The sequence below is a fragment of the Moorena sp. SIO3H5 genome, from assembly GCF_010692395.1.
Taxonomy (GTDB): Bacteria; Cyanobacteriota; Cyanobacteriia; order Cyanobacteriales; family Coleofasciculaceae; genus Moorena.
Map to the genome: position 1 here is coordinate 18215 of NZ_JAAHHS010000002.1, position 26108 is coordinate 44322.

The 26108-nt window shown below is 44.4% G+C and carries 16 protein-coding genes and 1 pseudogene; 7 read left to right on the plus strand and 10 right to left on the minus strand.

Going from position 1 to position 26108, the window contains the following annotated elements; translation table 11 throughout:
* Window positions 1-48 precede the first annotated feature (48 nt).
* The 3 genes from F6K52_RS00690 to F6K52_RS00700 all read right to left on the minus strand — a co-directional run bounded on the left by F6K52_RS00690 (window position 49) and on the right by F6K52_RS00700 (window position 6397).
* A complete protein-coding gene (locus F6K52_RS00690) occupies window positions 49-2187 on the minus strand; it encodes a CHASE2 domain-containing protein (RefSeq protein WP_293072608.1) in 2139 nt (712 codons plus the stop codon).
* A 130-nt stretch (window positions 2188-2317) separates the two neighbouring features.
* A complete protein-coding gene (locus F6K52_RS00695) occupies window positions 2318-3394 on the minus strand; it encodes a DUF928 domain-containing protein (protein WP_293072609.1) in 1077 nt (358 codons plus the stop codon).
* Between the two features lie 279 nt (window positions 3395-3673).
* Entirely contained in the window at window positions 3674-6397 is a 2724-nt protein-coding gene (locus tag F6K52_RS00700; RefSeq protein WP_293072611.1) for a CHAT domain-containing protein, read from the minus strand.
* 319 nt (window positions 6398-6716) lie between these two features.
* On the opposite strand from F6K52_RS00700, the gene F6K52_RS00705 reads away from it, so the two are divergent.
* The gene (locus tag F6K52_RS00705; protein ID WP_293072613.1) at window positions 6717-10955 is read left to right on the plus strand and encodes a filamentous hemagglutinin N-terminal domain-containing protein; all 4239 of its coding nucleotides are present in this window, start codon (window positions 6717-6719) and stop codon (window positions 10953-10955) included.
* A 68-nt stretch (window positions 10956-11023) separates the two neighbouring features.
* Here the strand turns inward: F6K52_RS00705 and F6K52_RS00710 are convergent.
* A pseudogene (locus tag F6K52_RS00710) lies at window positions 11024-12320 on the minus strand (transposase).
* A 351-nt stretch (window positions 12321-12671) separates the two neighbouring features.
* Between F6K52_RS00710 and F6K52_RS00715 the strand changes: the two are divergent.
* Both F6K52_RS00715 and F6K52_RS00720 read left to right on the plus strand, forming a co-directional pair.
* Window positions 12672-13046 (plus strand): hypothetical protein, encoded by a 375-nt coding sequence (locus tag F6K52_RS00715; RefSeq protein WP_364415428.1) that lies wholly within the window; start codon window positions 12672-12674, stop codon window positions 13044-13046.
* 236 nt (window positions 13047-13282) lie between these two features.
* Window positions 13283-14674 (plus strand): LCP family protein, encoded by a 1392-nt coding sequence (locus F6K52_RS00720; RefSeq protein ID WP_293072617.1) that lies wholly within the window; start codon window positions 13283-13285, stop codon window positions 14672-14674.
* Between the two features lie 51 nt (window positions 14675-14725).
* On the opposite strand, the gene F6K52_RS00725 is transcribed toward F6K52_RS00720, so the two are convergent.
* Window positions 14726-15406, minus strand: a complete 681-nt coding sequence (locus F6K52_RS00725; RefSeq protein WP_293072619.1) for an N-acetylmannosamine-6-phosphate 2-epimerase — start codon at window positions 15404-15406, stop codon at window positions 14726-14728.
* 1010 nt (window positions 15407-16416) lie between these two features.
* On the opposite strand from F6K52_RS00725, the gene F6K52_RS00730 reads away from it, so the two are divergent.
* Window positions 16417-18261: a peroxidase family protein gene (locus F6K52_RS00730; protein WP_293072621.1), complete on the plus strand. Its 1845-nt coding sequence runs from the start codon at window positions 16417-16419 to the stop codon at window positions 18259-18261.
* Here F6K52_RS00730 and F6K52_RS00735 read toward each other — a convergent pair.
* Window positions 18224-20563: a GAF domain-containing hybrid sensor histidine kinase/response regulator gene (locus tag F6K52_RS00735; RefSeq protein ID WP_293072623.1), complete on the minus strand. Its 2340-nt coding sequence runs from the start codon at window positions 20561-20563 to the stop codon at window positions 18224-18226. The two genes, F6K52_RS00730 and F6K52_RS00735, sit on opposite strands and share 38 nt — an antisense overlap.
* Before the next feature lie 451 nt (window positions 20564-21014).
* On the opposite strand from F6K52_RS00735, the gene F6K52_RS00740 reads away from it, so the two are divergent.
* Window positions 21015-21245 (plus strand): hypothetical protein, encoded by a 231-nt coding sequence (locus F6K52_RS00740; RefSeq protein WP_293072625.1) that lies wholly within the window; start codon window positions 21015-21017, stop codon window positions 21243-21245.
* On the opposite strand, the gene F6K52_RS00745 is transcribed toward F6K52_RS00740, so the two are convergent.
* Window positions 21234-21413: a hypothetical protein gene (locus tag F6K52_RS00745; protein WP_293072627.1), complete on the minus strand. Its 180-nt coding sequence runs from the start codon at window positions 21411-21413 to the stop codon at window positions 21234-21236. The genes F6K52_RS00740 and F6K52_RS00745 overlap by 12 nt on opposite strands.
* Window positions 21403-21645 (minus strand): hypothetical protein, encoded by a 243-nt coding sequence (locus tag F6K52_RS00750; RefSeq protein WP_293072628.1) that lies wholly within the window; start codon window positions 21643-21645, stop codon window positions 21403-21405. The genes F6K52_RS00745 and F6K52_RS00750 overlap by 11 nt, the downstream gene beginning before the upstream one ends.
* 307 nt (window positions 21646-21952) lie before the next feature.
* Here F6K52_RS00750 and F6K52_RS00755 point away from each other — a divergent pair, with 307 nt between their 5' ends.
* On the plus strand, window positions 21953-22240 hold the full coding sequence (locus F6K52_RS00755) for a hypothetical protein (protein WP_293072630.1): 288 nt from the start codon (window positions 21953-21955) through the stop codon (window positions 22238-22240).
* A gap of 284 nt (window positions 22241-22524) precedes the next feature.
* Window positions 22525-23334: a hypothetical protein gene (locus F6K52_RS00760; protein ID WP_293072632.1), complete on the plus strand. Its 810-nt coding sequence runs from the start codon at window positions 22525-22527 to the stop codon at window positions 23332-23334.
* A gap of 434 nt (window positions 23335-23768) precedes the next feature.
* Here F6K52_RS00760 and F6K52_RS00765 read toward each other — a convergent pair whose 3' ends face one another.
* Together F6K52_RS00765 and F6K52_RS00770 are read right to left on the minus strand one after the other, a co-directional pair.
* Window positions 23769-25115: a transposase gene (locus F6K52_RS00765; RefSeq protein WP_293072634.1), complete on the minus strand. Its 1347-nt coding sequence runs from the start codon at window positions 25113-25115 to the stop codon at window positions 23769-23771.
* Window positions 25116-25460: 345 nt separating this feature from the next.
* Window positions 25461-25622, minus strand: coding sequence for a hypothetical protein (locus tag F6K52_RS00770; RefSeq protein WP_293072636.1), 162 nt, complete (start codon window positions 25620-25622; stop codon window positions 25461-25463).
* Between the last annotated feature and the right edge of the window lie 486 nt (window positions 25623-26108).

The following is a 26108-nucleotide window of genomic DNA, read 5'->3' on the forward strand; positions in this document are numbered from 1 at the left end:
ACTTCCAACACTTCCCTTTCTTTGTTACAAATATCAGATGCACCCTTGCTATTTCTGGGTAAACCGCCACACCCCATCCCAATTCTGGGGTACCCCTTGCACCATTAATTGATTAATTCGCTCTACATACAATAATGCTGTCTTATCGTTAGAATTGACAGCTAACACTTGATTAAAACACGCTTTAGCCTTATCAAATTCTTGAGTTCGGTAGTACTCTATAGCTAGCTCAAACTCTGACTGGGTTGTTAACTTTAATTCCCTGACTTCTTCAGGCTCTCCTTCCAAGACTTCATAAACAGCAATTGGTTCATTTTTTCCTTTAACAATTGCTCGATCAAGAAACCGAATCTGGTAGTGATTAGGATTACTCAATTGCTCTAAAGCTTGCTCGGAGATTAACAAAGACACGCCATAAAACTTAGTTAACCCTTCTAAACGAGCAGTTAAGTTTACATTATCAGAAAAAGCATCCCCTTGCATCCGAAATGTCTCTCCTACCATTCCCACCATCATCTGACCCACATGAATGCCAATGCCTACTTTAATTGGTAGATAGCCTTTGGCAATACGCCTGTGATTGTATTCTTCCACTCTGATTTGCTTGGCAATTCCCGCTGCTACTGCCTCATCGGTGCCATCAGGGAAAACAGCCATTATACCATCTCCGAGAAACTTGACGATAAAGCCGTTTTGATTGCGAATCTCGGGACTGACACGCTTGAGGTAAGCATTAACAAAGTCGAAGTTTTCCTTCGGGGTCATGGTTTCTGAAAGGGTAGTGAAAGACCGAATATCGGAGAACATGACCGCCATTTCTTTACTGACGTGGTTGCCAAGATCTACATCAAGAATAGTTTCTTTTTGAAGAAAGTTAAGATATTCAAAGGGAACAAATCTGCTATAGGACGTATTGGTTTTTTCTAATTGCAGGTGAGCTTCTTGCAATAGTTTATGTTGTTTTTCTAATTCCCGATAGGACTGTTTGAGGTTGTTCCAAAGTGTGGTACTAATACTGACAACTGCAGCACTGACAACGGTAAACAAGGGTGTAAATATGGGAATCAACCAGCCAGATAAAAAGGCAATATAGGAACTGGTAACAATGATAACTCCGGCTATAAGGGTGCCAACTCCAGTTACCCATCGCCTACGGACATACATGGCTCCAAGGGTAGCACTATATCCAGACCAGAACACAATCCAGAGCCAATTAAGGGATTTTACTGATGCTCGAAGCATGGGACGACCTTCATTAGCTGCACTCAAAATCTGGCTGCTGATATTGGCGTGAATTGCTATACCTGGTATTAATTCAGTGGGAGTTAGTAAGGTACTATTGTAGGGAGTGAGGTGATTGTCATTGAGACTTGGGGCTTTTGCACCCAACAAGACAATGCGATCGCTCATCAAATTTGGGGGAATGCGATTGTCGAGAACATCACTCATGGAGATAGTCAAAAAGCTTTCTTCACCGCCCCGATAGTTCAATAAGATTTGGTATCCTCCCATCTCTGCTTTGCTGTACTCTCCATCATTACTGGAGAGGGGGACAAACTTGGCTTTACCTAAACCGTATATCTTTTTGTCGGGATTGATAGATTCAAGTTTAATACCTTCTTGTGCCAAATACATTAGCGCTAATTTGACACCAAATCCTTGCCTACGGCTACCATCAGGTTTGCCCAGGAGAATGATCCCTCGCCGGATTTTGCTATCCCCATCGATGAGTACGTCGTTAGCTGCTACCTGACTCAATTTATCCAGCACTGGTGGCGCTGCAATGGGGTTACCAGCAATTTTCTCAATTCCGATCACATTTGGGGTAGAGTTGAAAACTTCTACCAGTTCATCATGTCCAGGTTCAACCACTAGGTCTCGATAAATATCAATTCCAATCGCTCTTGGTTGCTGGGCTTTGATATTCCGAATTAGCTGAGCCATAACCCGATCTGACATTGGCCATTGCTTAACATATTTTATATCGGGTTCATCAATGGTGACCAGGACAATGCGCTCGTCAACAGATTCTTTTGGACGCAGCCGAAATAATTGGTCTTGGCTTGCCCATTCCAGCATCCGAAACAGTCCAGCATTGCTTCCTAAAATCACCAATCCTGCTATACTCGGCGCGATTAAGAGGACTGTTCCCCACTGTTGAATCTGTTGTTTTACGGTTTGCCACATTTGGCTTTAATGTTGGTTATTTTGTTGAGGTTGTGTGTTTATAGTATTCCCTCAAAGGTTGCTGAGAATTGCTATATCAAAGGGGGATTAGTGTGCTAGCTAATCCCTTAAACTGACAACTTCTCAAGAATTACAACTGCTCTCCCATCGGCTGAGTTGCGATCGCATCCAGTCCCACTTGTTCGAGTAAATCTTTCCACTCATTGGCCAGGGTTGTATTGTCAGGCTCCAAGCGTTGAGCAGTCACTAAAACCTCTAGGGTATCGTACCATATTCCCGCCTTAGCATATTCAGTAGCCAACGCGATCGCGGACTTGGATGGTCCTTGGTCACTCACCGTTGATTTTACCCGTTTAACCCACCCACTTACTGAATAATTATCAGGTCGCAGGATACCGTCTGCTTCAATGGGTGCCAAGTACCAGAGGTAGTTTTTACCAATCTTTAATTCTGGTGCTGCTTCTGGTAGGGTAATACTAATCACTCCTTCCTGGCCAGAACTTTTGAGGGTTGTGTGATAATGGGAATTACCATCTTCATCTTGCAAACTGAAAAAAACATCAGTTGCTCCCAGGGGGGGCATATAAACAAATAGAGTTGGACGCGGTGATACGGTGTACCCGTGTTTTGTGGGTGGAAGCAATGCCGTTAGGGGGAGTTTACTACCTCTAGAACCCCCACCGATGCTAGTTCTGGGGCTGGCCGAATCTCCGGGTAGGTCAAACTCTACATCCCCTCTGGAACCCCCACCGATGCTAGTTCTGGGGCTGGCGGAGTCTCCGGGTAAGTCAAATTCTACATCCCCTCTAGAACCCCCACCGATGCTAGTTCTGGGGCTGGCGGAGTCTCCGGGTAAGTCAAATTCTACATCCCCTCTAGAACCCCCACCGATGCTAGTTTTGGGGCTGGCGGAGTCTCCGGGTAGGTCAAATTCTACATCCCCTCTCGAACCCCCACCGATGCTAGTTTTGGGGCTAGCGGATTCTCCGGGTAGGTCAAATTCTACATTTCCTCGCACCCCTCCACCGACACTGGTTTTGGGAACTTCCTCATCTGAGGGGAAATCAAATTCCAGACTGATGCGATAATCTCGGGGTAGAATTTCCCCTTCTTTAACCGATGGACTTGCCTGGAGTGCGCTTGATGCTAAGATCAATGCTCCAGTTACTGTTGCTGATAAGAGAGTTTTACAAATAAACTTATTCATGTTATAATATACCTCTTAGTTAATAACCAGTTAGCTATCAGCTTAAGCGCTACGCGCACGCTACGCGAACAGCCATTAGCCTTTGGCCAAAGGCTATGGCAATGCTACGCGCATGGCCACGTTACGAGAACAATGTTACGAGAACAATTTAGACGCTACACCCACCCTACTTAAGGTGCTTTTGAATAAAATAAGCTGTTCGCACCTCAAGCAGCGTGGCCCAAAGGGCAAGGGTCAGCCGAAGACTCACGGCTGACTGCTGAGTGCTGAATGCTTACCCTATAACCAATTCCCTACTAATACAAAGGATGCCCAGAAATAGGGATGTTCATATAATGGATCTTGACGCAATTTCAGCTGTGCTTGTTGCAGGGCTTCAGCCTTAGTCATCGATGGCTTAGTCTGAATTAAGCTCTGATAAAACTCTTTCATTAAGTAAGTGGTTGATTCGTCGCTGACTGACCAGAGACTACCTAAAGTGCTGTGAGCTCCTGAACGTAAGGCAAATCCTGCTAATCCTAGGGTGGCACGATTATCCCCTGCTGCAGTTTGACAGGCACTCATTACCAGTAATTCTATAGGTTCTAGAATTCCTAATCGTCTTTTTTGGAATAGTAAATCGAAATCTTTAATGCCAATTCGGTCATTCCAGGTGAGTAGGAATGTTTCCTTTGGGTTAGAACTGAATTGACCATGAGTAGCTAGGTGAACAATGGGAAAGGGGGTGCTATCAATTGCGGTTTGGAAGGTAGTGCGGGTAAATTCCTGATTGAGTAAAACGTCTGTAGTAACTTTATCCGTAATTTCTTGGACTTCGAGGGCAACACCAGGTAAACCAGTATAGCCTTGGCGAGCTTCGGTCAACCCAGCCACTAAAACGTTCAGTTCAACTCTCTGAAGTCTTTGAGGAAAAAGTTGTAACCCAGGAGAGATAGCAATACTATAGTTTTCGACCAGATACTGTTTACCATCGTAGAGAGCTGCCATGGGCAAATTTCGCAAAAACCCATCTGGCACGAATACCAAGGTTTTAATGTTACTGTTTGCCAGTTCTGCTTCTGCCGGTCGGATCAGCCAATCATATATTTGCTCAGACAGTCGCAACCGCTCATTACTAGGATAACCAGGAGACATAGATGAGTAAACTTGTCTTAGTATGGCTTTGACTTTGTCCTCTGGTAGAAGACTAGTGTAGTGGGTGAGAGGTTGATTGGGGACCGAAAGGATGACTTCTATGCGATCGCTTAAAATAATTGGATAAATTACAGCAGCCTCGACATCAATTTCATCAATGACAATCGGCTCAGTGTCTACACAAGCATCTCGAAAATAGTTATCTAACTCTGCCAGTTGCAACGCTTCAATCACTTCACGAGCTTTTTTGAGGTTAGACTGGCTAACCGCCCCTTTCTTGATCCCAGCTTGAGACGGAGTTAATAACAGGCTGACTAAATCCCGATAAATCGGTTCGATACTTTCTTGGAATTTAAATTGCACATCAGGATTAATGGCAACTAAGTCACTCCTTAGGGATTGAAGGTTATTGTAGGCAGTTTCATAAGCCGCGATCGCGCCAGGGATATCCCCTTGCTGTTTCAGAATCTGCCCCAGTTGTGTTGCCGCCAGAGCAATAATATCTCCGGCATTAATAGTTTGAGCTATCTGTAGAGCTTGCTCTGTCAAGTTTTTAGCATCCTCCCACTGCTGATTTTGTTGGTAAAGCTTAGCCAGTTGATTGAGAGAATAAGCTTCAGAGCGGGCATCTTGAATTTGTCTAGCTTCTTGAATGGCTATTGCCAATATATTAGCAATTTTTGGGGTAATTTTTGAGGTAATTTTTGAGGTAATTTTTGGATAAATTTTAGAGGCAATTTTTGAGGTGATTGAGGTATATGATAGTTGAATAGCTTCCTTTTCGCTATTCTTTAGTTTTATCATACTTTCTGCTAGATTCACCCTAGCATAGATGGCCAATCGACTAGGAGGTAGCTTGGAGAGGTTTGACTCAATAGTTGGAATTAACGAGAGTGCCTTCTCCCATTTTTTGAACCTAACTAAAAGACTGAGTTGATTGAGTTGTGCCTGCACTTGGGTAATGCCATCTGGTGCTAATTTAGCCGCCTCTTGGTAGTATTTCCAAGCCACATCATATCGTTCTAAGTCTCTAGCAACATTGCCAATGCTAAGGAGAGTAGGGCTAGTATCTGACGGGGAATTAAATTCCTTGCTAATTGCCCAACTTTGTTCTAATAGTTTCTTTGATTGCAGTAAATCACCAGCAACTTGTAGTGCAATGCCCAAACTTCTCAACCCATCAGCTTTCAGTAGGGTATCCGGTTGATTTTCAAGGTCTGTGACCAGTTGCTCTAGGAGATTTCTTGCCCGTCGATACTGCCCTAAAAATTGCCAGGCTTGGGCTTGATTGATTTGGCTGATTACTTTTCCGGTTTCATCCTTAGCCCTAGCATAAGTAGCTTCAGCTTGCTCCCAGGTTTCCAAAGCAGTTTTGGTTTGTCCTTGTGCCAGTTGCAGGCTTCCTTGGGTATTCAAGGCTTGAGCCAGAAGCAGAATGCCCTTTGAATCTAGTTTCTCAACACTTTGCAGTATGGTTAGACTTTCCGCGATCGCCACTTGAGCTTGCTCCCATTGTCCCAATTCTTGCTGAGCTAAGGATAAATAGTTAAGGGCTTGAGCGTAGGTTATACTTGCTCCTGAGGATGCATAAGCTGTTGCAGCTTGTTGCCAAAGGGTAGCGGCTTCAAAAAATTGTCCAGCTTGATAGTGTTCTTTTCCCTGTTGCAGCAGTGCTGACGGATTGGAGGAGTATTGGACAACTGCTTCTGCTGAGGAGGTTGGGGAATTGGACTGATAGGCAATAGCAGGTAGATTTGTGATTAGTAGCCAAAGGGCTAGAGGGAGATGGCAAGGAATTACTAACCATCTATTAATAAATAGTCGCTTTTGTTGACTGTTTTGGTGAATTATCGCCATAGCTTTGCTCATCCTGTCGTGAAAGTACCTCAGCGCTGATTGAGGAAAAAAGACTTTCGCTGGTTTTGTGTGGCTAAACGTTTAATGTGAGGTTAAACTTAATTGATTATCATTTATATGAAAACGACTTTGACACATTCATTTGTTTGTTTCTTTGGTAAAGTTTTGTTGAAGAACTTGTCCTTGTTTTATTTAAGCATAATGGTATAATTTGATATTTGGCTGATGAGGTAATATCGGTAGAGCTAAAGCGCGGATAGTTAACCATTTTCTAACACAGAAGTAACCCCTAAAGTCAGGAATAGTAGCCCTCTACAGTACAGGAGCGAAAATGTTGTTTTGGTACTCAAAACTCCCAATCTTATTAATATCTACCACAGCTTGGGCAGTTTTTCAGACTGCTGCTCACTCCCAGATTATACGCGATGAGACCTTGGGGGTAGAACACTCAATTGTTACTCCCCAAGAATTTCGAGACTTAATCGAAGGCGGAGCTATTCGAGGCAGTAACCTGTTCCACAGTTTCCTGGAATTTAATGTCAATGAAGGACAAAACGTCTACTTTGCCAACCCTAATGGTATAGCTAATATCCTCACTCGTGTCACAGGAGGGAGTCGATCACGGATATCCGGCACCTTGGGAGTAGATGGCGCAGCAAATCTCTACTTAATTAATCCCAATGGCATTCACTTTGGCAACAATGCTCGATTGGATGTAGCTGGCTCATTTATTGCTACCACAGCTGATGGCATTAAATTGGGTCAACAGGGACTGTTCAGTGCTACAGAACCAGAAAAAAGTAACTTACTGACTATCCAACCTGGTGCGTTCTTTACTAATGCCCTACGTCAACATCAAGCGAGGCAGCGCGGTCTTGGGGGTCCCCATGAGCCACTGCCTCAAATCAGGAATGAGGGTAACTTAGCTGTTGGTAGTGGGCAAGGGTTAGTGTTGTCGGGAGATTTAGTTACTAGCACAGGTTCGTTAGTAGCACCGGGGGGAATAGTTAAGATTAATGGTTCTCAAATTGGCTTATGGGATAATGCCTCTATTGATGTATCCTCCCCAAACGGTGGAGGGACGGTTTTAATTGGTACTCAACAGACTAACCAAACCTACATTGCCCCTAATGTCAAGATTAGTGCCAATGCGATGGCACTTGGCAATGGCGGTAGAGTTATCCTCCAGGCAGATCAGATCACAGGATTTTACGGCACCATCAGCGCTCGTGGGGGAACAATTTCCGGCAACGGCGGCTTTATCGAAGTCTCTGGTAAGGAAAACCTGATTTTTCGGGGGAATGTGGATACCAGTGCCGTTAATGGCTTTCCTGGCACCTTATTACTAGACCCTAGAGATATTATTATTGCTAGTGGGACAGGGGATCAAACAGTAGATGACTTTGATGCCTTGAGCCAGTTGACTGATGGAGGAACCACCACGATCTATGAGTCAACCTTAGAGCAGTTGTCTGGGAATACCAATATTGTCTTGGAAGCCACCAATGATATTCTGCTACAAGACCTAGCCGATGACTCCCTAGACTTAGCATCAGGCATTGGGGCAGTAGTATTTACAGCTGATGCTGACAGGGATGGGGTAGGAAACTTTGTGATGGCAGATACTGTCTCGGACACTATCCGTACCCATGGGCGCAGCATTGCTATATCTGGCGCGAATTTAACCATAGGGAATATTGATACATCAATTCCCCAAGTAGCAGATGCGGGACAGTCGATCACGAATGCCAAAATCGTCAGTAATTCCCCCGGTGTTCCGTTAGAGAGTATATCAGGAACCATCGCCAACGTCGCTGATGTAGATATCTACCAAATTTTCCTAACCGGGGGGGAAACCTTCTCAGCTACTACCGTTGACGGAACCGAGGTAGCTACTCAGTTATTTTTATTTGATGCAGGTGGTTTCGGGATTTATAGCAATGATAATGATGCCAATTGTGGAGGTTGCTTGCAATCGACCTTACCCGCTGGTAATCCCTCATCCCCCACTGCACCAGGGATTTATTATCTAGCAATCAGTGCCTTCGGAATAGAACCAGTGAGTGAAGGAGGACAGATTTTTCCAAATCCAATCTTCCCGATTTCTATTTTTGTGGATCTATCTACCAGTGTGGATCCAGCAACACCAACAGCCGGGAATTTGCCCTTAAGTGATTGGGACAATATTAGGGGATTTGACCTGGGTAACTATACCATTGCTCTGACTGGTGTGGAAGCGCCAAGGGCTACCTTTACTGAATCAGCTAGCTTACCTGCAACTGTCAATAGTGGCTCGATTACCTTAAATGCGACTAATGGTGGCATTACAGCCGGTAATCTGAATACTGCTGCTGTTGATGGTGAAGGAGGAAACCTTACCCTGACGGCTAAAGACAATATTACCTTTGAGGATAGCTCGATTACTACAGCAGGGAGTTTTGGCAGTGGCAATATCAATTTTTCCAGTCGCAACCTATTCTTAACAAACGGTACTATCCTAGATGCTAGTACTTCCGGAACCAAGGACGGAGGGAATGTAACGATTACCGCTACAGATACTGTAGCTATTGAATCGTTGAGTTTATTACAATCTAATTCGAACCAGGGAGCCACTGGAGATGGGGGTATCATCACCATTGATACCGAGGCATTGAGGGTACGGGATGGGGTACTGATATTTAGTGACACCTTTGGTGAGGGGGATGGAGGTACCCTAAGAATACAAGCTACTGATGTAGAGGTTAGGCAAACTTCACTGTTGTCTGTGAATGTCAACTCATCAGCAACAGGCAATGCCGGAGAGTTAACTATTGATACCCAGAGCCTGAGGGTAAGGGATGGGGCGCAGATCAGCAGTTCTACCAATAGTTCAGGGGACGGGGGTACCGTAACCATAGGGGCTACTGAGGTAGAGGTTAGTGGAACTGCTCTTGGGTTCAGTAGCGGTTTGTTTAGTCAAGTTACCCGAAACGCTACAGGGAATGGGGGGAGGTTGACCATTGATACCCAACTGCTGACAGTACGGGATGGAGCACAGATAAATAGTGCTATCTTCGGTCAAGGCAATGGCGGTACCCTAACGGTACGAGCTACTGATGTAGAGCTAATTGGAATTTCAGCGGATGGCCAGGCTACTAGCGGCTTGTTTAGTAGTGTTCAACCAACAGCTATAGGGGATGGGGGTTCTTTGACCGTTGATACCCAGCAGCTTAGGATCTCCGATGGGGCGGAGGTACGGAGTTCTACCTTTGGCAACGGAGATGCTGGTAATCTCGAGATTAAGGCTACCGAGAGCATTACCCTGTCTGGGGTCAGTGCCATCGGTGGTCGCAGAGGTGGTCAATCCAGTCGCATCTCTGCCAACACCGAATCTATGGCTACAGGGAGTGGTGGGGATATTACGATTAATACCCCTACTACACGCCTAGATAATGGGGCAGTTATTAGCGCTAGAAGCCGTAGTAACTTTCCTGGTGGTCAAATTACTGTGGATGGAGAGACTCTAGCATTAACCGATGGGGCTCAAATTCTCACCTCTGGTTCCAGTGGCGGTGATGCTGGCAGTATTACCATCAATGCAACTGATACAATCACCCTCTCTGGCATTGACCCTACCTACAATGACCGATTAGCAATATTGGGACCAGACAGAGTTGACCCAGATGGGGAAGCAAGTGCGATCGCATCGACAGCAATAGGAGTTGGGCAAGCGGGTTCGATTAACCTCAATACCAAGACATTTATCCTTCGCGATCGAGCACTAGCAACGGTCAGTAGTACTGGTACCGGTGTTGCTGGCACCTTGGAAGTAAATGCCAATTCCATCCAACTCGACAATGGTTCCCTCAATGCCGAAACTACTGCTGGAGACCAAGGAAATATTACCCTGTCTGATGCCCAGCTTGTAGTCTTAAGCAACAACAGTACCATTACTACCAACGCCCGTGAGAGTGCCACTGGTGGGAATATCACCATCACTACCGACTTTTTGGTAGCCCTAGAGAATAGTGATATTACTGCCAATGCCATTTTGGGACGCGGGGGAAATATTAATATTACTGCCATTGGCACTTTTCGCGATCGCACTAGTGAGATTACCGCTTCTTCTCAACTCGGTATTGATGGCACAGTCAACGTCAATACCCTAGATGTCAATCCTTTCCAAGCCCTAGCCAAGCTTCCTGCAGATGTGGTAGATACCAGCAATCAAATTGTGAGTAGTTGTGCAGCAGTGGGTGGGAATAGTTTTGTGGTCACTGGAGGAGGAGGACTCCCCGCTGATCCAACTGCAGTATTGCGCGGTCAGGTCGTGGTACCCGATTTACGCCTGATGGTTGATGAAGGAAATACACAAGGCAATAAACCAGTCAAGACGAGGAAAACCCGGAGTTCCCTCAGAAGAAGACTACAGTATCACCAAGACCGTGATCAAACAGCCATGACGAATCAGAAATTACCGATCATTGAAGCCCAAGGCTGGATCATTAATGACCAGGGAATTGTCGAGTTGGTGGCCTATCCTACCCAAATTAGCCATGGGAGTTGGTTTAATCATCAGGGCTGCTTGTAAGAGCTGATCAGCTTTAAAAGTCAGGCACAAGTCAGGCACAAGTCAGATCAACTCATGCGGTAAGTCAGTTAGCAGTGGAGTTTGATGAATATATGAGGTTCAAATAAGTCGAACTTGATGTTCTTCAAAACTGAACTCTTTACTACTTTCAAGAACTTCCTCAACTGTATTGATTTACCACAGCCATTCAGCGGTAGTCCAACCGCCATTAATGCACGATTCAAAATATTGATTCCGCTATTCCAATCACGGTCAATTTTTACTCCACAATTAGGACAATTATGAACTCTATGAGCTAGATTTTTCTCAACTAATGCCCCACAGTTGAAGCACTCAATACTTGTTCCCCGTGGGTTAACTTCCTGGACTAACAAACCGCGTTTGACCGCCACTGCTTGTAAGATTTCCAGAAACGACCCCCACCCTGCGTCATGTATTGATTTCGCTAATCTAGTCCGCGCAAGTCCCTTGATATTTAAATCTTCAAACCCAATCAGGTCATACTTACTACATAGCCAATGGGCGACAAGAAGCGTGAAATTCCTTGCGGCAACGGGTTAAATGAAGGTGCAATAGAGCTACTTTCTGTTTAGCTTTCTGCCAGTTTTTAGAACCCTTTACACGGCGTGACATTACCCGTTGGGCACTTGCTAACCTGTTACTAGCCTTTCTGTAGAACTGCGGAATCCCAACGGCTTCACCATCTGATGTAGTCAGAAACTTCTCTAAGCCGACATCAATCCCAACAGCAGATTTAACCGATTCTACAGCAATAAACTCAGGGATAGTATCATCCTTCATTGAGATGCAACAGTACCAGCCGTCCGCTTTTTTAACGATAGTGCATTGCTTGAGAGTGAAACCGGACGGTAGAGGTCGGTGCATCACCACAGATATTTCACCAATCCGACTCAGCTTAAGCACTCCATGTTTGATATGCGCCCCTGCTCTGGAATTGTTAACCCGTGGGAATATAAACGACCGCAATTGACCTTGTTTCTTAAACCGAGGTCGTCCTCCGCGTTTTCCGGTCGCATCTGGTTTTCTCCATCGTTCCCATGCAATGTTTAGCCGTTGTAAGTTGACTTGTTGAGTTTCGGCGTAAATCAGCTTGTACTCAGGGAATAGCTTTTTAGTTTCCTTTAGTGCTGATTGCTGGGTGTAATAGTTAACGGGTTCTGGGACTTCGCCAATCGCTTCCCTCACAATACTGCATCTATCAATAGGACAACGAGTCCTGTTGAGCCAATCAAGTCTTTGACCGAGAGCATAGTTCCAGTGACGACGCAACAATTCCAGCCATCTCTCCATGATAGCTATCTGTTCGTCATTAGGCTTGATTCGATAGCAGTAAGTTAACAGCATAATGTTATTGCACTACTCGCGTTCGCACCTCAAGCAGGGTCGGCCTCCGCTGCTTGAGGTGCATGTCAATCTGTTGAGAAGCGTTAAACCCCGTCGGGCAATCCCCCGGAGACGAAACCTGATTACGTTGAGCCAAAATAAGCGACAGTCTGTGAGTCATAAGTTTAAGTTATATGAAATAAGGCTCTACTGTCTTACGGTAACTTCTAACCCGTTAAGTCACGCGCTTATAATGGGAGACCCCTTGCTTTAGTTGGTGAATAACCACTAAGAAATGTCATGATAAGAGGGAAAACCACCAAATCATGGGGTTTGAGGGATTCTTAAGGCAAGCTGCGGATGAAAGAGCATGTGAAAAAGACAAATTCTACCGAAAATCAAGATAATCAGCGCCTACAGCTATTTATTTACCTTGTCCCCATCTTTGGCTTGTTTCCTGCACTGTGGACATTGTACCACTCTCAGGGAAGCAGAAAAGAAAAAACCGTCAGTCGCTTGTCCGTCACCTTGGCCTTTGGTTGGTTGCTAGGATACAGTTTATTATCAGCAGGAGCACAATTGTCGGAATTTTGGACATTACGCTTGCTGTTTCTCAATGCTATGCTGACATCTGGCTATTTTCTGGTCAGTTTCGCTGTGATGGTGCGCTTATGGCAGCGCCAGTCACCAAGGCTGCCTTGGATTAGCCGGATCTCTGAAGGAATCTTGGGCAAGTATTTGTCCTAGTCTAGGGGTTTACTAAAAGATAATGATGTACTCTATTGATGGTTTTGACTGACGGATTGGGCAAGCTTCATCGAAAATTTACCTGAACAGGCAGCAACCTGTTAAAAAACCTGCTATAGAGTATTATTACTAAACCCTTAAGATCGAAGCTCCAGCTCAAGCATCTGAAACCGGTCAGGAGTGAATAGTCTTCTTCTGAAAATACCATCCCTATTGCCTGTGTGTGAGGAAGCCCAGTGCCAGTTCAAAGAACTTATCGAAAACGCCGTGTAGTGAGAAGACCTACTCGCCCCGTTCGCAGAAAAAAGGTAAAAGTCAAGCGAGGGAATTTGCTCTGGCTTTGGCTAGGTTTTACCGCAGTGGCCATGTCATCTGCGGCAGCAGGTGCAATGCTAGCTGTATCCCTGGCAAGTACCCCTTTGCTGCAAACTGAACTGACTCCGGACGAGAAATCTGTATTTAACCAAGAGGAAACCATTTCCAGCAACACCATGCAGTTGCCGGAGTTGACTCGACCAGTTAATATCTTATTTCTTGGTATCAAAGTCCTAACCTCTGATCTCGACAAACCCCCAGAAGTAGACCTGGGATACCACGCTCTGGTCAATTCCTTAGAGGGTTTGTCAGATACCATGCTCCTGCTACGGTTTGACCCAGAGGGGGAAAAAGTCAAAGTTCTTTCCATGCCTCGTGATACTAAAACTCGTATTGAGAAACATGGTAACATTAAGCTCAATGCTGCCAATTATTTCGGTGGACCTGCACTCACAGCGAAGGCGGTCAGTGATCTTCTTGATGATGTGGCCATTGACCGTTATATCCGAGTAAACGTTCAGGGTGTGGAAAAGCTGGTGGATGCCTTGGGAGGAGTTACGGTCTATATTCCCAAGGACATGAAGTACACTGACCATTCTCAACACCTTTATATCAACCTCAAAAAAGGTAGACAGCACCTAGATGGCAATAAAGCGATGCAGTTCCTGCGGTTTCGCTATGACAAGTATGGGGATATAGGTCGAGTTCAGCGGCAACAAATGCTGATGAGGGCATTGGTAGAACAGGCACTAAAACCTAGCACTATCGCACGAATCCCACAAATACTCTCAGTTATTCAGTCCCACATTGACACCAACTTAAGTATAGAAGAGCTAGTGGCATTAGGGGGTTTTGCCACCAAGACGAAACGAGCCAATGTCCAAATGCTAATGCTGCCTGGTCGATTTAGTAACGATGGCAAGAAACAAGCCAGTTACTGGTTGCCAAACCACCGCCGCATTCAGCAGATGGTGGCTCAGCACTTTGGTCAAGGCTATGGCTACTCCAATGCCAACGCCACATCCCTACGGATTGCGATTCAATACACTACAGATTCCTCTGAAGTCGCTAAGGCTATGCTCCGCAACCTCAACCGAGGTGGCTACAATAATGTTCGTATTGATCAGAAATTGTCTAGGGAACCATTGCGCACTACTCGCATTATTGCTCAACAGGGAGACGATGAAAGTGCTGGCACTATCCGTAACTATTTGGGATTTGGGGAAGTGCGGGTAGAAAGCACCGGTGCTTTTTCCTCAGATATTACCATTCAGTTGGGTCAAGACTGGCTACAGAAACTGGATTCTCAATAACAGGATAGCTTTTCCAGCTTCTAGCAAGGGCAATTATAGGGCTAATCCTACTTATAATAAATCGACAAAAGCCTTAACTTGCAAATCAATGCCAGTAATGGCAGTGCCGACAACAACCGCATAGGCTCCCAATTCTAGAGCAGTTTGAGCCATCTTGGGGGTGGCAATACCCCCTTCGCAAATGGCTGGGATATCTAAATGCTTCACCAACTGGCTGAGTAGGCCAAAGCCGGGAGGAGACAGATGGCTGGTTTGAGCGGTGTAGCCATAGAGGGTGGTACCAACTAAATCCACACCAGCGGCTTGTGCTGCGATCGCACTCTCAAGGGTATCCACATCTGCCATCACCGGTTTACCGAGTGTATCGTGAATCTGCTTAATTAAATCTTGAACTGTTTCCCCTCCAGGACGTTCCCGTAAGGTGGCATCAATGGCAATAATATCAGCACCAGCGGATGCGATCGCATTGGCATGGTGAAACTGGGGAGTAATATAAACCTCAGACTCCGCTAACTGTTGCTTCCACAAGCCAATAATTGGAGCAGTGGGACATTGACTACGAACAGCTGCCACATGGTCAGGTGTATCAATACGCACACCGGATGCCCCCTGATTCATAGAAGCCTGTGCCATAGCGGCAATCACTAGGGGGTTGTGCAGGGGTGAGTCAGGGGGTGCCTGACAAGACACAATTAGACTATCACGAATTGAATTGAGAGAATTAGCTGCCATGTTGATAGGTGAGCTACAGAAGTTTTGGATTTTAGGGAATAGGGAATAGGGAATAGGGAATAGGGAATAGGGAATAGGGAATAGGGAATAGGGAATAGGTAAAAAATTATGTGTAGCTCATAAATTTAATAACCCTTATATAGTAATTGGTTTAAGCACTGGGTTTATTCTATTATATTATCTCCAGATAATTAACCTTAATAAAAATATTACCATCTCACTATCTCCCTATCTACCCATTTCCTCGCGCCAAGGTATCTTTAGGCGGTTTGGTGGTTGTTTGTGCTCTATTTTGACTTTCTCGCTTTTTTTAAGCAGGTCATTTTAAGTTTTTTTTTAGGTCATTGATTCTAAATTTAGGCTGAATTTAAATCTTTATATTTACATTGGTGATTAATAAATATCTGTTTTCCAAGGATAATTATCACTATTTTTACTTGCTAAACTGACGCGATTATTCAGCCCAAAGAGGTAGATGGGCTTGACTCATGAATGGTTACTTTAACTTTTCTGCTTTTGTCAACCCCTATACCTAAATTATTACACTATATTTATCTACAATCAAGATTTATTGGCTTGACAAGATATTGATTTATTGTCCGTATCTATCCAGATAATCTTTAATTAAAGAATTAAAGATTATGTAAAACTATATTTTTTTTGCGCTAGATATCCTAAATCCAGCTATCTTTGAATTAGCAGCAAATAGCAGTAAAATTTAATCTTGACTATGGGGTAATTACGGAATCAATAATTTCTATAGCTAAAAGAAATACGTAATTTTTCTTATAGCCCATTTGAAAAATTATTTACTGGCGATAAATCAGGGACTTCCTTGAGGAGTTACTTTAGACGAAAAATCCTGAATATTGAGGATAACTAAAGTAAATTACCCGGCTTTACCAAACCATCTAGCTACTTTCCAAATACCTTATTACAAGAGATAGAGTATGTTACTGCATCTACCACATTAGCGGTTGGGATGCAATCTTAACCTAAGTACTAACCTTATGAAAAATCATTTATCTAACTTGGAAATAGTTAGAAACTTCAAGCCTCGTAAGCTTGGTTTAGCAATAACCACTTTCGCTGCCCTAGGATTTTCCATGTCTGTGCCTGCTGCTGCAGGAGAATTTCGTACCATTAACGGATTGAACAACAACCCCAATGACCCGACATTGGGTGAAGCCGAAACACCACTACTTCGGCTCCTGACTCCTGCTTACGAGGATGGCTTTAACGCACCAAGAATAACCGGTCCGACCGGCAATGTTCTGCCTAACCCCCGTGACATTAGCAATACAATTGTGCGCCAGAGTAAATCCGTGCCTAATTTCCTCCGGGCCAGTGACTGGATCTGGCAGTGGGGGCAGTTGATTGATCACGACTTTGCTCTGAATGAGGGAGGGGCAGATAGGCCACCAGAGGATTTCATGCCCATCCCAGTTAACCCGATTGACATTGCTACTCGTAAGCCAGATCCACTTGCCGAATCTCCTGGTTTTATACCCTTTGTTAGGGTTCCTGCAGCTGAAGGCACTGGCACTGGCCTTGGCAATCCCCGCCAGCAGATTAACGAGCTAACTTCTTTTCTTGATGGTTCACAGGTCTACGGATCTGATCAAGTGCGGGCGGAATTTCTACGTACTAATGACGGTACTGGAAAGCTCAAGAGTCAGATTATCAATGGCGAAGAGCTACTACCTTTTAATACTGCCGAATTGCCTAATGGTAACACTAACCGCGCTGGAGCATTACCACCAGAAGAGTTGTTCATCGCTGGGGATATTCGTGCCAACGAACAAATTGGCTTAACCGCAGCTCACACCTTGATGGTGCGAGAGCACAATCGTCTGGCTGAAGAACTTGCTGAAAAAATTGACGCTGGCGACCCGGTGATTTTGGAGAAGTTAGATCACTCAGGACTTGAGAAAGGTGACTTTATCTACGAATCAGCTCGTAAGGTCGTCGGCGCTCAGATTCAGGTCATCACATACAATGAATTCCTACCGCTGTTCATTGGCGATAGCCTTTTGGACGATTACTCTGGCTACGATCCTACAGTTGACCCCAGTATCAGTCAGGAATTTACCAATGCTAACTTCCGCGTTGGGCACACTCTTCTCTCCGAAGAGCTTCAGCGCATTAACAATAACGGCGATTCCGTCGGAAGTATCTCCCTTGGTGATGCCTTCTTCAATCCCCAAGAAGTGATTGAAGAAGGCGTCGATTCACTGTTTTTGGGTTTAGCTTCCCAGGTGGCTGAAGAGGTTGACAATCAGTTAGTGGACGGGGTGCGGAACTTCCTTGCCCCGAATGCTACTGGTGGCTTTGACCTCGCTTCACTCAATATTGCCCGGGGAAGGGAAGTTGGCCTTCCCGGCTACAATCAGGCTCGTGTGGAACTCGGTCTGGATCCGGTCACTGCCTTCTTGACCACCGACACCGAACTTGGCATTACTTCTGACCCAGAAATAGCAGCTCTATTTGAACAAATCTACCAGTCTGTAGACGATGTGGATTTCTGGATTGGAGGAATATCTGAGGACTCCTTCAACGGTGGATTGGTCGGTGAACTATTCAATAGCTTCATCTCAGACCAGTTCATCCGCCTACGGGATGGTGACCGCTTCTTTTACCTCAACGATCTCGAGCATCTGTTGGCTTTGGATCCAGATCTAGAAAGCACTACCCTCTCAGGCATTATTCGCCGGAACTCAACGATTACCAACATCCAGGATAATGCTTTTATTGTCCCAGAAGACGTGCCGGAACCTAACAGCATCCTTGGTTTAGTTACACTCCTTGGTTTAGCAGCTATAGCGCAGCGCTATAACTTTCCACCAAAGCCATAACTCTGTACAATAATTCCATCGGTTTTATCGGTTTATATAAGTAATCATCCACTACCTCCATCATCTCTTGTTGCTCTATGTTTGGCAGGCTCGGAATCGTTAAAGCCAGAATTTTTACCTCACTGGTTGTGGAGGATTGACGCAGCCATTGAGTAATTTCGTAACCCTCCCTAGTTGGTAACTGCCAATCTATAATGATAGTTTGGGGCTTAAGCAAAGCAATTTGTTTGATGGCAGTGGAAGCATCGATCAACCAAATTACTTTATAGCCTGCTGCGGTCAAAATCTCGCAAATTAGGGTAGCAATCTCTTCTTGGTTTTCCACTAGGGTCACAGTGCCTTGAGCTTTGAGAATTAGGTTCGACTTTGGCAGGGCTTTTCCTGAAGTAACTGCTGCCATGGGTTGAGTGGGCAACCAAACTGTAAAACAAGACCCCTCTCCCACTAACGATTCCACCTCAATTTTGCCCCTATGGAGTTCGATTAGCTGTTTGGTTAAGGCTAACCCCAAGCCAGTTCCTTCATACTTGCGACGGTAGGGCGTTTCTAGCTGCTGAAACTTTTGAAACAGTAATGGTAACTGGTCTTCGGCAATACCAATGCCTGTATCTTCCACTTGAAACACTACTAAGTGGTTTTCTGGCCAGACCCGTAGGATTACTTTACCCCCCTCTGGGGTAAATTTAATCCCATTGCTTAAAAGGTTAAACAAAATCTGTTTAACCCGCCGTTGGTCTGCAGAAAAACAGTCCCTTTCTGGTGGCACTCGCCAATCTAGTTGTAGAGTCACCTGCTGTTGGTAGGCTTGTTCGTTTAGGCTACTCAATACCTGATTGGCTAGCTTACTTAAGGAAAATTTGCTGATAGTCAGGACTAACTTTCCTGCTTCAACCTGAGACAAATCCAGAATATCGTTGATCAGTTCTAGCAGGTGTTGCCCATTGTCCTGGATAGTTTTTAAATAGCGCTGTTGTTTTTCGACAGGTAATCTTTGGGAACTGTCCTGACCAAAACACCAGCGCAAGAGTGTAGCTGCCATCCCAATTACGCAGGTCAGAGGGGTGCGCAATTCATGACTCATGGTAGCTAGAAACTCACTCTTAGCAAGATTGGCTGCTTGAGCAGCTTGCAAGGCATCCCGGAGTGCTTGGGTGCGCTCAATTACCCGTTGTTCAAGGGTGTTGTTTTGCTGCTGCACTTGGGCGTATAACTTGGCTTGATAGATGGCAATGGCTAGGTGTTCAGCAATTGCTTGGAGAAAGTTTTTTTCACTATCCTGCCATCGCCTTGGCTTCAAACACTGATGGGCAATTAGTAGCCCCCACAGGTTGTTTTCGACAATAATTGGTGCCACTAACTTGGCTCGTACTTGATGTCGATGCAACAGTTTAAGTAAGCAATTATGGGTATTATAGGTTCGATCAACATCATCAACAGCAACCGTTGACCCTCGCTGATATTTATGTGTACAGTTCGGTACATGGGTTAAGCATTCCTCCTGCTCAATCACATTCAGCACTGATGGGATAGCATCGGAGGCTTTAGCTTCGTAGGTAATACAACCCCAGCCTAATTCAGTGGCAGCAACAGGTGCTGGCTCTAGGGCTGTGGGACTAGAGGTGTAAGGGAAATCAAATTGATAGATTACTAATCGGTCTACTTCTAGGAAGTGTCGTACCCGTTCAACTGCTGTGGTCAGGATAAGGGGTAACTCTTGGCTTTGACGGATTTGACTGGTCACCTGATTGAGCAATCGCTCTTGCTCAACCTGCTGGTGCAGTGCTTCTGCTACGGGTTGACAAATGGACCCATAGGGATAAGCTGGCTCTACTAATGGTGAAACATCTGTGTTGTAGTTATCCGTGTTGTAGTCACACAGAATATCAATTAATGATAGGGTAAATTCGCTCTGGATAGCTGGATTATTGGGTTTGAGGCAGGCTTGAGCCCTATTGATTAGGTTGAGAACATCCTCAGAGGTTTCAAATTTTGATGGTGAGGTTAGGTAGGAGTCTTTGAGATGGGTAAGAAAGTTTGCGATCGCATCCGGATCGAAGGTCAATCCCACTTGGTACAGTCTCATCAGAGATTCATACCCAGTTAAGGTCTCCGGTTGGGCTTCCCCCCACAGTAGACAACTGAACTGTTCTGATCCGATCAGGATAAACCTTTGGCTCTGAGCCTCAGTAATCACCCTCTGATTCACCAAAAGATCAGACTTTAGGAGTATTGCTTCTTCCCCCAAACTTGACTCCATCTCGTCTAATCGCTGATTCAGACGCTCGAACACAGCCAAGGGCAAAATTCTGAGGAATTTTGGATGACTAAATAATTTTGTAGGTGGAATTAACGATAACACCTGCTGCCTGGTGGGCTAACTTGCCTGAATGGTGTGGATAGTAACTTTTTTGATGGTAGTTGATTTTTGTCCACTTGCTGATAATTATTCCCCTATTATACCACATTTTAGCTTTGGATGCAGCGTGTTAAGCGTGTTAAGTGTGGTAAGTGTGATAAAAATGGTAAATATGGTAAGTGTGGTTAACAGGCACAGAGAGAGGGTAGAAGTCATTGGTTTGGTGGGTTAATAACGCATCAAACTAAATTGCGATGTTCCGTTCGCGATCGCACTAAATTTTTAGTAATGTTTAACATCGGTAATAAGGAGTAAAAATAGAATAAAATAGATAAATAGATCAGATTAATATTAATCAAACATGACACCAGAATAAAGATTAACTCAAGTAGAGAACTTGTTAGAGACAGCAGCACGATACATTAATCGTCACTCTCAGAATATCGAGCAAAATCAAGCAGAAATTACTCAATTACGAGTTTCCCTCAATGAGACCTTAAGATTGTTTTCTGATTTAGCAACCTATCAACGTCAAAGTCAAGAGGAGATTCGCCAAAATCAAGAAGAAATACGACGGATTTGGGAATATTTATTAAATCAAAGCGGTAATGGACGCTCAGGGAATTAAACCTCTAATGCTTGGGATCTGATCCCCAATAATTTCACCTGACTGTAACTGATCAATAATCGGCTGGAGATCAGAGCGGATATTACGATACCGCTTGGCTAGATTGCGTAGGCTTCTCTTGAATTCAGGTGTAACCGTGATTTGGATTTTGGTTGGTTCATTCTGCATCAATCCCATCCCACAGCTGTGAAACAGGAAGTGTATTCCCTGTCATGGCTTCTTGCCATCCTTGACGAAAGCTTTCTTCTGCCGTATTCTGTGTAACACTCTCACGAAACAGACGAACTATCTGCAACAAATTGGGTAAGTATTCTCGGGGAGTTTGCTGTATTTCTTCAATCACTTGTTCCAGTATTTCTGTGGTAGTAGCGTTATCAGCTACAAAATTTTTATCTGTCATTATCCTACCTTAAAGTTAGCAATACTCTGATTACTATAGCAGTTCTCAATTGGGTTAGGTACTTTCTTTATCGGTAGTAAAGAGTAGGGAGTAGCGAGAATAGTATGGGGAGAGGGGATAGTGTGGGGAGAAGGGGGAGAGAGTAGATAGAAGAAGTAGTTGATATGGTGGGTTAATAACGAACCAAAATTAAACCCAAAAAACCGCTTCGCGATCGCACTATTTTTTTTTAGTAATAATTGACTTCAGGAATAAGGATAAAAAAATAATATAATAGATAAATATATCAAATTAAAAGTGATCATACATGACACCAGAAGAAAGATTAACTCAAGTAGAGAACTTGTTAGAGACAGCAGCACGATACATTAATCGTCACTCTCAGACCATCGAGCAAAATCAAGCAGAAATTACTCAATTACGAGTTTCTCTGAATGAGACCTTAAGATTGTTTTCCGATTTGGCCACCTATCAACGTCAAAGTCAAGAGGAGATTCGTCAAAGTCAAGCAGAGATTCGTCAAAATCAAGAAGAAATACGACGGATTTGGGAATATTTATTAAATCAAAGCGGTAATGGACGCTCCGGAAATTAAACCTCTAGCAGTTTGGGAGTGTAAACATAAAATTGCTCGATAAAGGGCACCATCCCCCTGTCGTGATTGGCCTTTGGGCCACGCTACGCGATGCTCGGTACGAGCCGCTACGCGAACAGAAAACGTGAATTTTTTTTGCATTCGAGAGCAATAGTGTGATCACCTAGATAGAATTTAGACTGACAAAGTTAAAAATGTGCTGGCTACTCGACCTGGGTAGCTGGAAAAAGTCAATCAGGGAATCTCCATCTCATTTCTTTGTTGACGTTCGAGTAGAAACCTCGATGATAAACAATAGCTTTTCTGTGCTTGATTCCCAAACCAATCTACAACCAATGGCTACTACTGGTGATTTGGACATCACCAATAGCTCGATTAACCTCGAGCCCCCTATAGAGAGTCAAAGAATTATAGATTTTGATGACATTGACCAAGTGTTTGATCTCGAAATTCAGCCTCAAGATGGAACAACCGCGAATATCACCAAGATTGAAATTAGTAGTCATCGAACTGTAGACCCAGATGACCCTCTCGTCAAGATCAGTAGCAGTGCGACGGCTACTAACATGATTAGTCCCAATCCCTTGGCCAAAAGCCACACTAACGGAACAGGCGACTCTGGTGGCGGTGTGGTAATGGTCAGCAGTAGCAGCATGGCTACCAGCACCATTAGTGACAATCCCTCAGCAGATTTAAGCGTTCGCGTAGCGTGGCCATTGGCCAATCGCATTTCCAGTATCCATGGCACAGCCATGGTTTCCAGCACCATAAGTAACCCTAACACCAATAATTATCAAGTTAGTGGTGCCGCCAGTGTCACCATTGGTGAGGAGAACCCGATTAGTAATCCGGATGGTGTTACCGATGAACCTGACAATCTCCTTGAGGGCATCGTTGGTACTATTACCAATCCCATTGATTCCCTACTTGCTTCCTTCCAGACTCCATCTCTGCTGACTCCATCTCTAGGTTCTCATAGTTCCGAGATTGATGTTGACCAGAGTCGAGTATTTGACCAATTTGTGGGCATCACTCCTAATATTGGTGCCTCTGTAGCTCAACCCGAAATAGGACTTGAGCTGTTCAAGGACTAAAAATCATTTTAGTGTTCAGGCTTAGGTGTTAGGTGTTAGGAGTTAAGTGTTAGGTATTAGGTGTTAGTTAGTAGTTAACGCCTAATACCTAGTTCTTAATACCTAGTGCTTAGAGTCTAATCGAGAAAAGTACAGGTCAACGTAAGCTATCAGCGAACAGCGATTAGCGCTACGCGCACGCGTGCGCGTTCAGATATCAGCTATCAGCTTTGAGCCTGTGGCGACGCTACGGGAACAGTTTATGCCCATAGCACACGTTATACCAAACAGCTTTTGAATAAAATAAGCTGACCGCTGACCCCTGACCGCTGTTCGCGCAGCGTGCGCGTAGCGCATATGCTTAGAGGTTAAGTTTCTCTAAAATACTGGGTTAGGTTGTTGAGGGCCTCTGTAGCACTATGAAGCTTCCACCACCTGAACCAGGTGGTGGTGTCTTATGCTAATCTAGGACTAACCGTTGCCCAAAGATCACATAGACAAGCCCAGCTTCTAGGCGGTCGTCCAGAGTTTTTACTGGAACGACCCTCACCGTCATTTCTGCGAGTGAGCTTAAACACACCTCTAGCACCAATATTGTAAGCACCATTAAGATCTGCATTAAAGCGCTTACCTGAGGAGAAGGTAGCTAGGGAGTATTTTTTTGAATTTCTCTTAACCGTACCAGAACCATCATAAGCAAGTTTTGAAGTGTAAGCTGCTACAACTTCTACGACTTTGCCGCCTAGTTCCGCCCATTTCATTTCCGTGAAATCGCGAATTTTGGCCTTGAGCCATCCGTGGAATCTTTGCCGCAGGTTAGACCGTTTCTTACCACCTTTTGGTTTCCAACCCTTGAGATTCTCAAATACGATAGCCTCAGAATTAAACTCCTTAGCAATATCCACAATTCGCTTAGAAACAATATGGCCGATTTGATGATTGATTCTTCGGCATTTGTCATAGGTCTTAGAACAGAATCCTTTGTGAAGTTTTCCGCCCTTACCCATGGTTTTTGATGCCCGCATAGATACGGATTTTAGTCGTTTGTCCCTACGGTCTATGTCTTTCCCCGGATGAATAAATTCGCGGTGGATTACAGTGCCGCTATGAGTGACAACCGCTATTGTCGCTGTTGTATTTATACCCAAGTCTACTGCCGTAACATTGGCCTCTGGTTTTCTCTTTTCTGGCTTACAAGTAAATGGAACAGATAAATGACAGTACCTTTCATTGAAAATCAAAGAAGGCGACATCATCTTATTACTGGCACAGGCGTGTCTCTCCCTTAACTCAGTAATTTGAACAGTAGTCCAAATCCAATCTTTACCATTAAAAGCTTTGATTTCGACTTGGTTAAAACCATGCAGCTTATAGCATTGACCTTTGTACAGAGCTGGGTAGCAACCAGTATCAGCATTTAGTCTTGGTGGCTTAGTGTCTCGCCGTTTTCGTGTACCCGACTGCCATTCCCTGTAACGGGTCACATAACTACTCACTTGACCAGCAGCGAAGGCTATTGCAGCACGACGGTAGTAGCTAGGAAACTTGTAAAAAGCCTGATTAAATTGGGGATATTTTACATCAGGTCGTTTTGCGGTCTGATGCATTAAACGCTCAACAGCAGGAGTTAATTGATCAGCTGTCAAACATCCCAATTCAGACCAGTGAGTATAAATAATGCCAACTAAGTACCGACAAGCCTGGCGATATACTTTAATCGTCTCCCCAAACAATATTTTTTGATCGGTAGTCGGATTAAGTCGCCATTTATCGGTTCTTATAACTTTATTTGGCGTTTTCACTGGTCTAAAAAAATCGTTTACAGTTAATATTTTAGCCTACATAAGATAAGACTGCAATCGAATAATTATGGCTCTTCCGTACTTGTTATGCTAAATCAACACTTTGGCAAAGGGAGCAGGGAGCAGGGAGCAGGGATGCAGCGCGGTCTTGGGGGTTTCCCCCATGAGCTACTGCATCAATACGGGAGCAGGGGAAAGAAGCAGTATTCAGAAAATTTTATTAGTCAAATAGCCTCATAACCCTTACACAGTAAGCTTTATGAGTTTTGTTAACTGGAAATTTAGCATACCAGGTACTCAAGAACCATAATTATTGTTCCAGGTGGATATTGGTAACAGCGTGGACTAACCCCCACCTGGCAAGCCGTTCGCGTAGCGTGGCCTACGGCCAGGTGGGGGAATGCGTCTCACGGTTTGTTCAATTTCCTTTTTCAGCAGTTCCTGTAATTTCAGAATCAATTCTTTTTGGTAGCTGACTGAATGGGTAAAATCTGTGGATTCCATCATTGGACTTAACTTAATTGCCTTACCTTATACCTGTTCGCGTAGGGTGCGCTTAGCGCATTAGCTGACCATTGAATTCGAGTTTACCGAACTCAATTGTGTTTAGTTTACCGTAATTTAGCTCAAAGTTAACTATAGCAGTTTCTTACTATTACCGATTCCCGATTCCCGATTCCCGATTCCCATAAAGCCTGTTCCCTATTCAAAACTTATTCATAACGGCAATCCCTATAAAGTTAGTGACAAAAACCGAATTGTCACTGCTAGTTTGAAGTCCTACCATAATAATCAAAGGCCAGAAAACAAGGCTGAATCTATTAAGCAATTACAACTTGGAGGAAGAGCTATGACTCTAGTTCGTTGGAACCCCTGGAAAGACATCAACACCCTACAACGGGAACTTGACCAGCTATTTGACCATAGTTTTGTGCCCACTACTTTGCGAGAATTTGGTCATTTCGGAAGACGCTACAGTTTAAATAAGTGCGT

Coding starts and splice junctions, on each gene's coding strand:
- F6K52_RS00750 (WP_293072628.1), bottom strand. CDS start 21,645: ATGACAGATAAAAATTTTGTAGCTGATAACGCTACTACCACAGAAATA.
- F6K52_RS00760 (WP_293072632.1), top strand. CDS start 22,525: ATGATAAACAATAGCTTTTCTGTGCTTGATTCCCAAACCAATCTACAA.
- F6K52_RS00730 (WP_293072621.1), top strand. CDS start 16,417: ATGAAAAATCATTTATCTAACTTGGAAATAGTTAGAAACTTCAAGCCT.
- F6K52_RS00755 (WP_293072630.1), top strand. CDS start 21,953: ATGACACCAGAAGAAAGATTAACTCAAGTAGAGAACTTGTTAGAGACA.
- F6K52_RS00690 (WP_293072608.1), bottom strand. CDS start 2,187: ATGTGGCAAACCGTAAAACAACAGATTCAACAGTGGGGAACAGTCCTC.
- F6K52_RS00695 (WP_293072609.1), bottom strand. CDS start 3,394: ATGAATAAGTTTATTTGTAAAACTCTCTTATCAGCAACAGTAACTGGA.
- F6K52_RS00745 (WP_293072627.1), bottom strand. CDS start 21,413: ATGCAGAATGAACCAACCAAAATCCAAATCACGGTTACACCTGAATTC.
- F6K52_RS00700 (WP_293072611.1), bottom strand. CDS start 6,397: ATGAGCAAAGCTATGGCGATAATTCACCAAAACAGTCAACAAAAGCGA.
- F6K52_RS00705 (WP_293072613.1), top strand. CDS start 6,717: ATGTTGTTTTGGTACTCAAAACTCCCAATCTTATTAATATCTACCACA.
- F6K52_RS00725 (WP_293072619.1), bottom strand. CDS start 15,406: ATGGCAGCTAATTCTCTCAATTCAATTCGTGATAGTCTAATTGTGTCT.
- F6K52_RS00770 (WP_293072636.1), bottom strand. CDS start 25,622: ATGATGGAATCCACAGATTTTACCCATTCAGTCAGCTACCAAAAAGAA.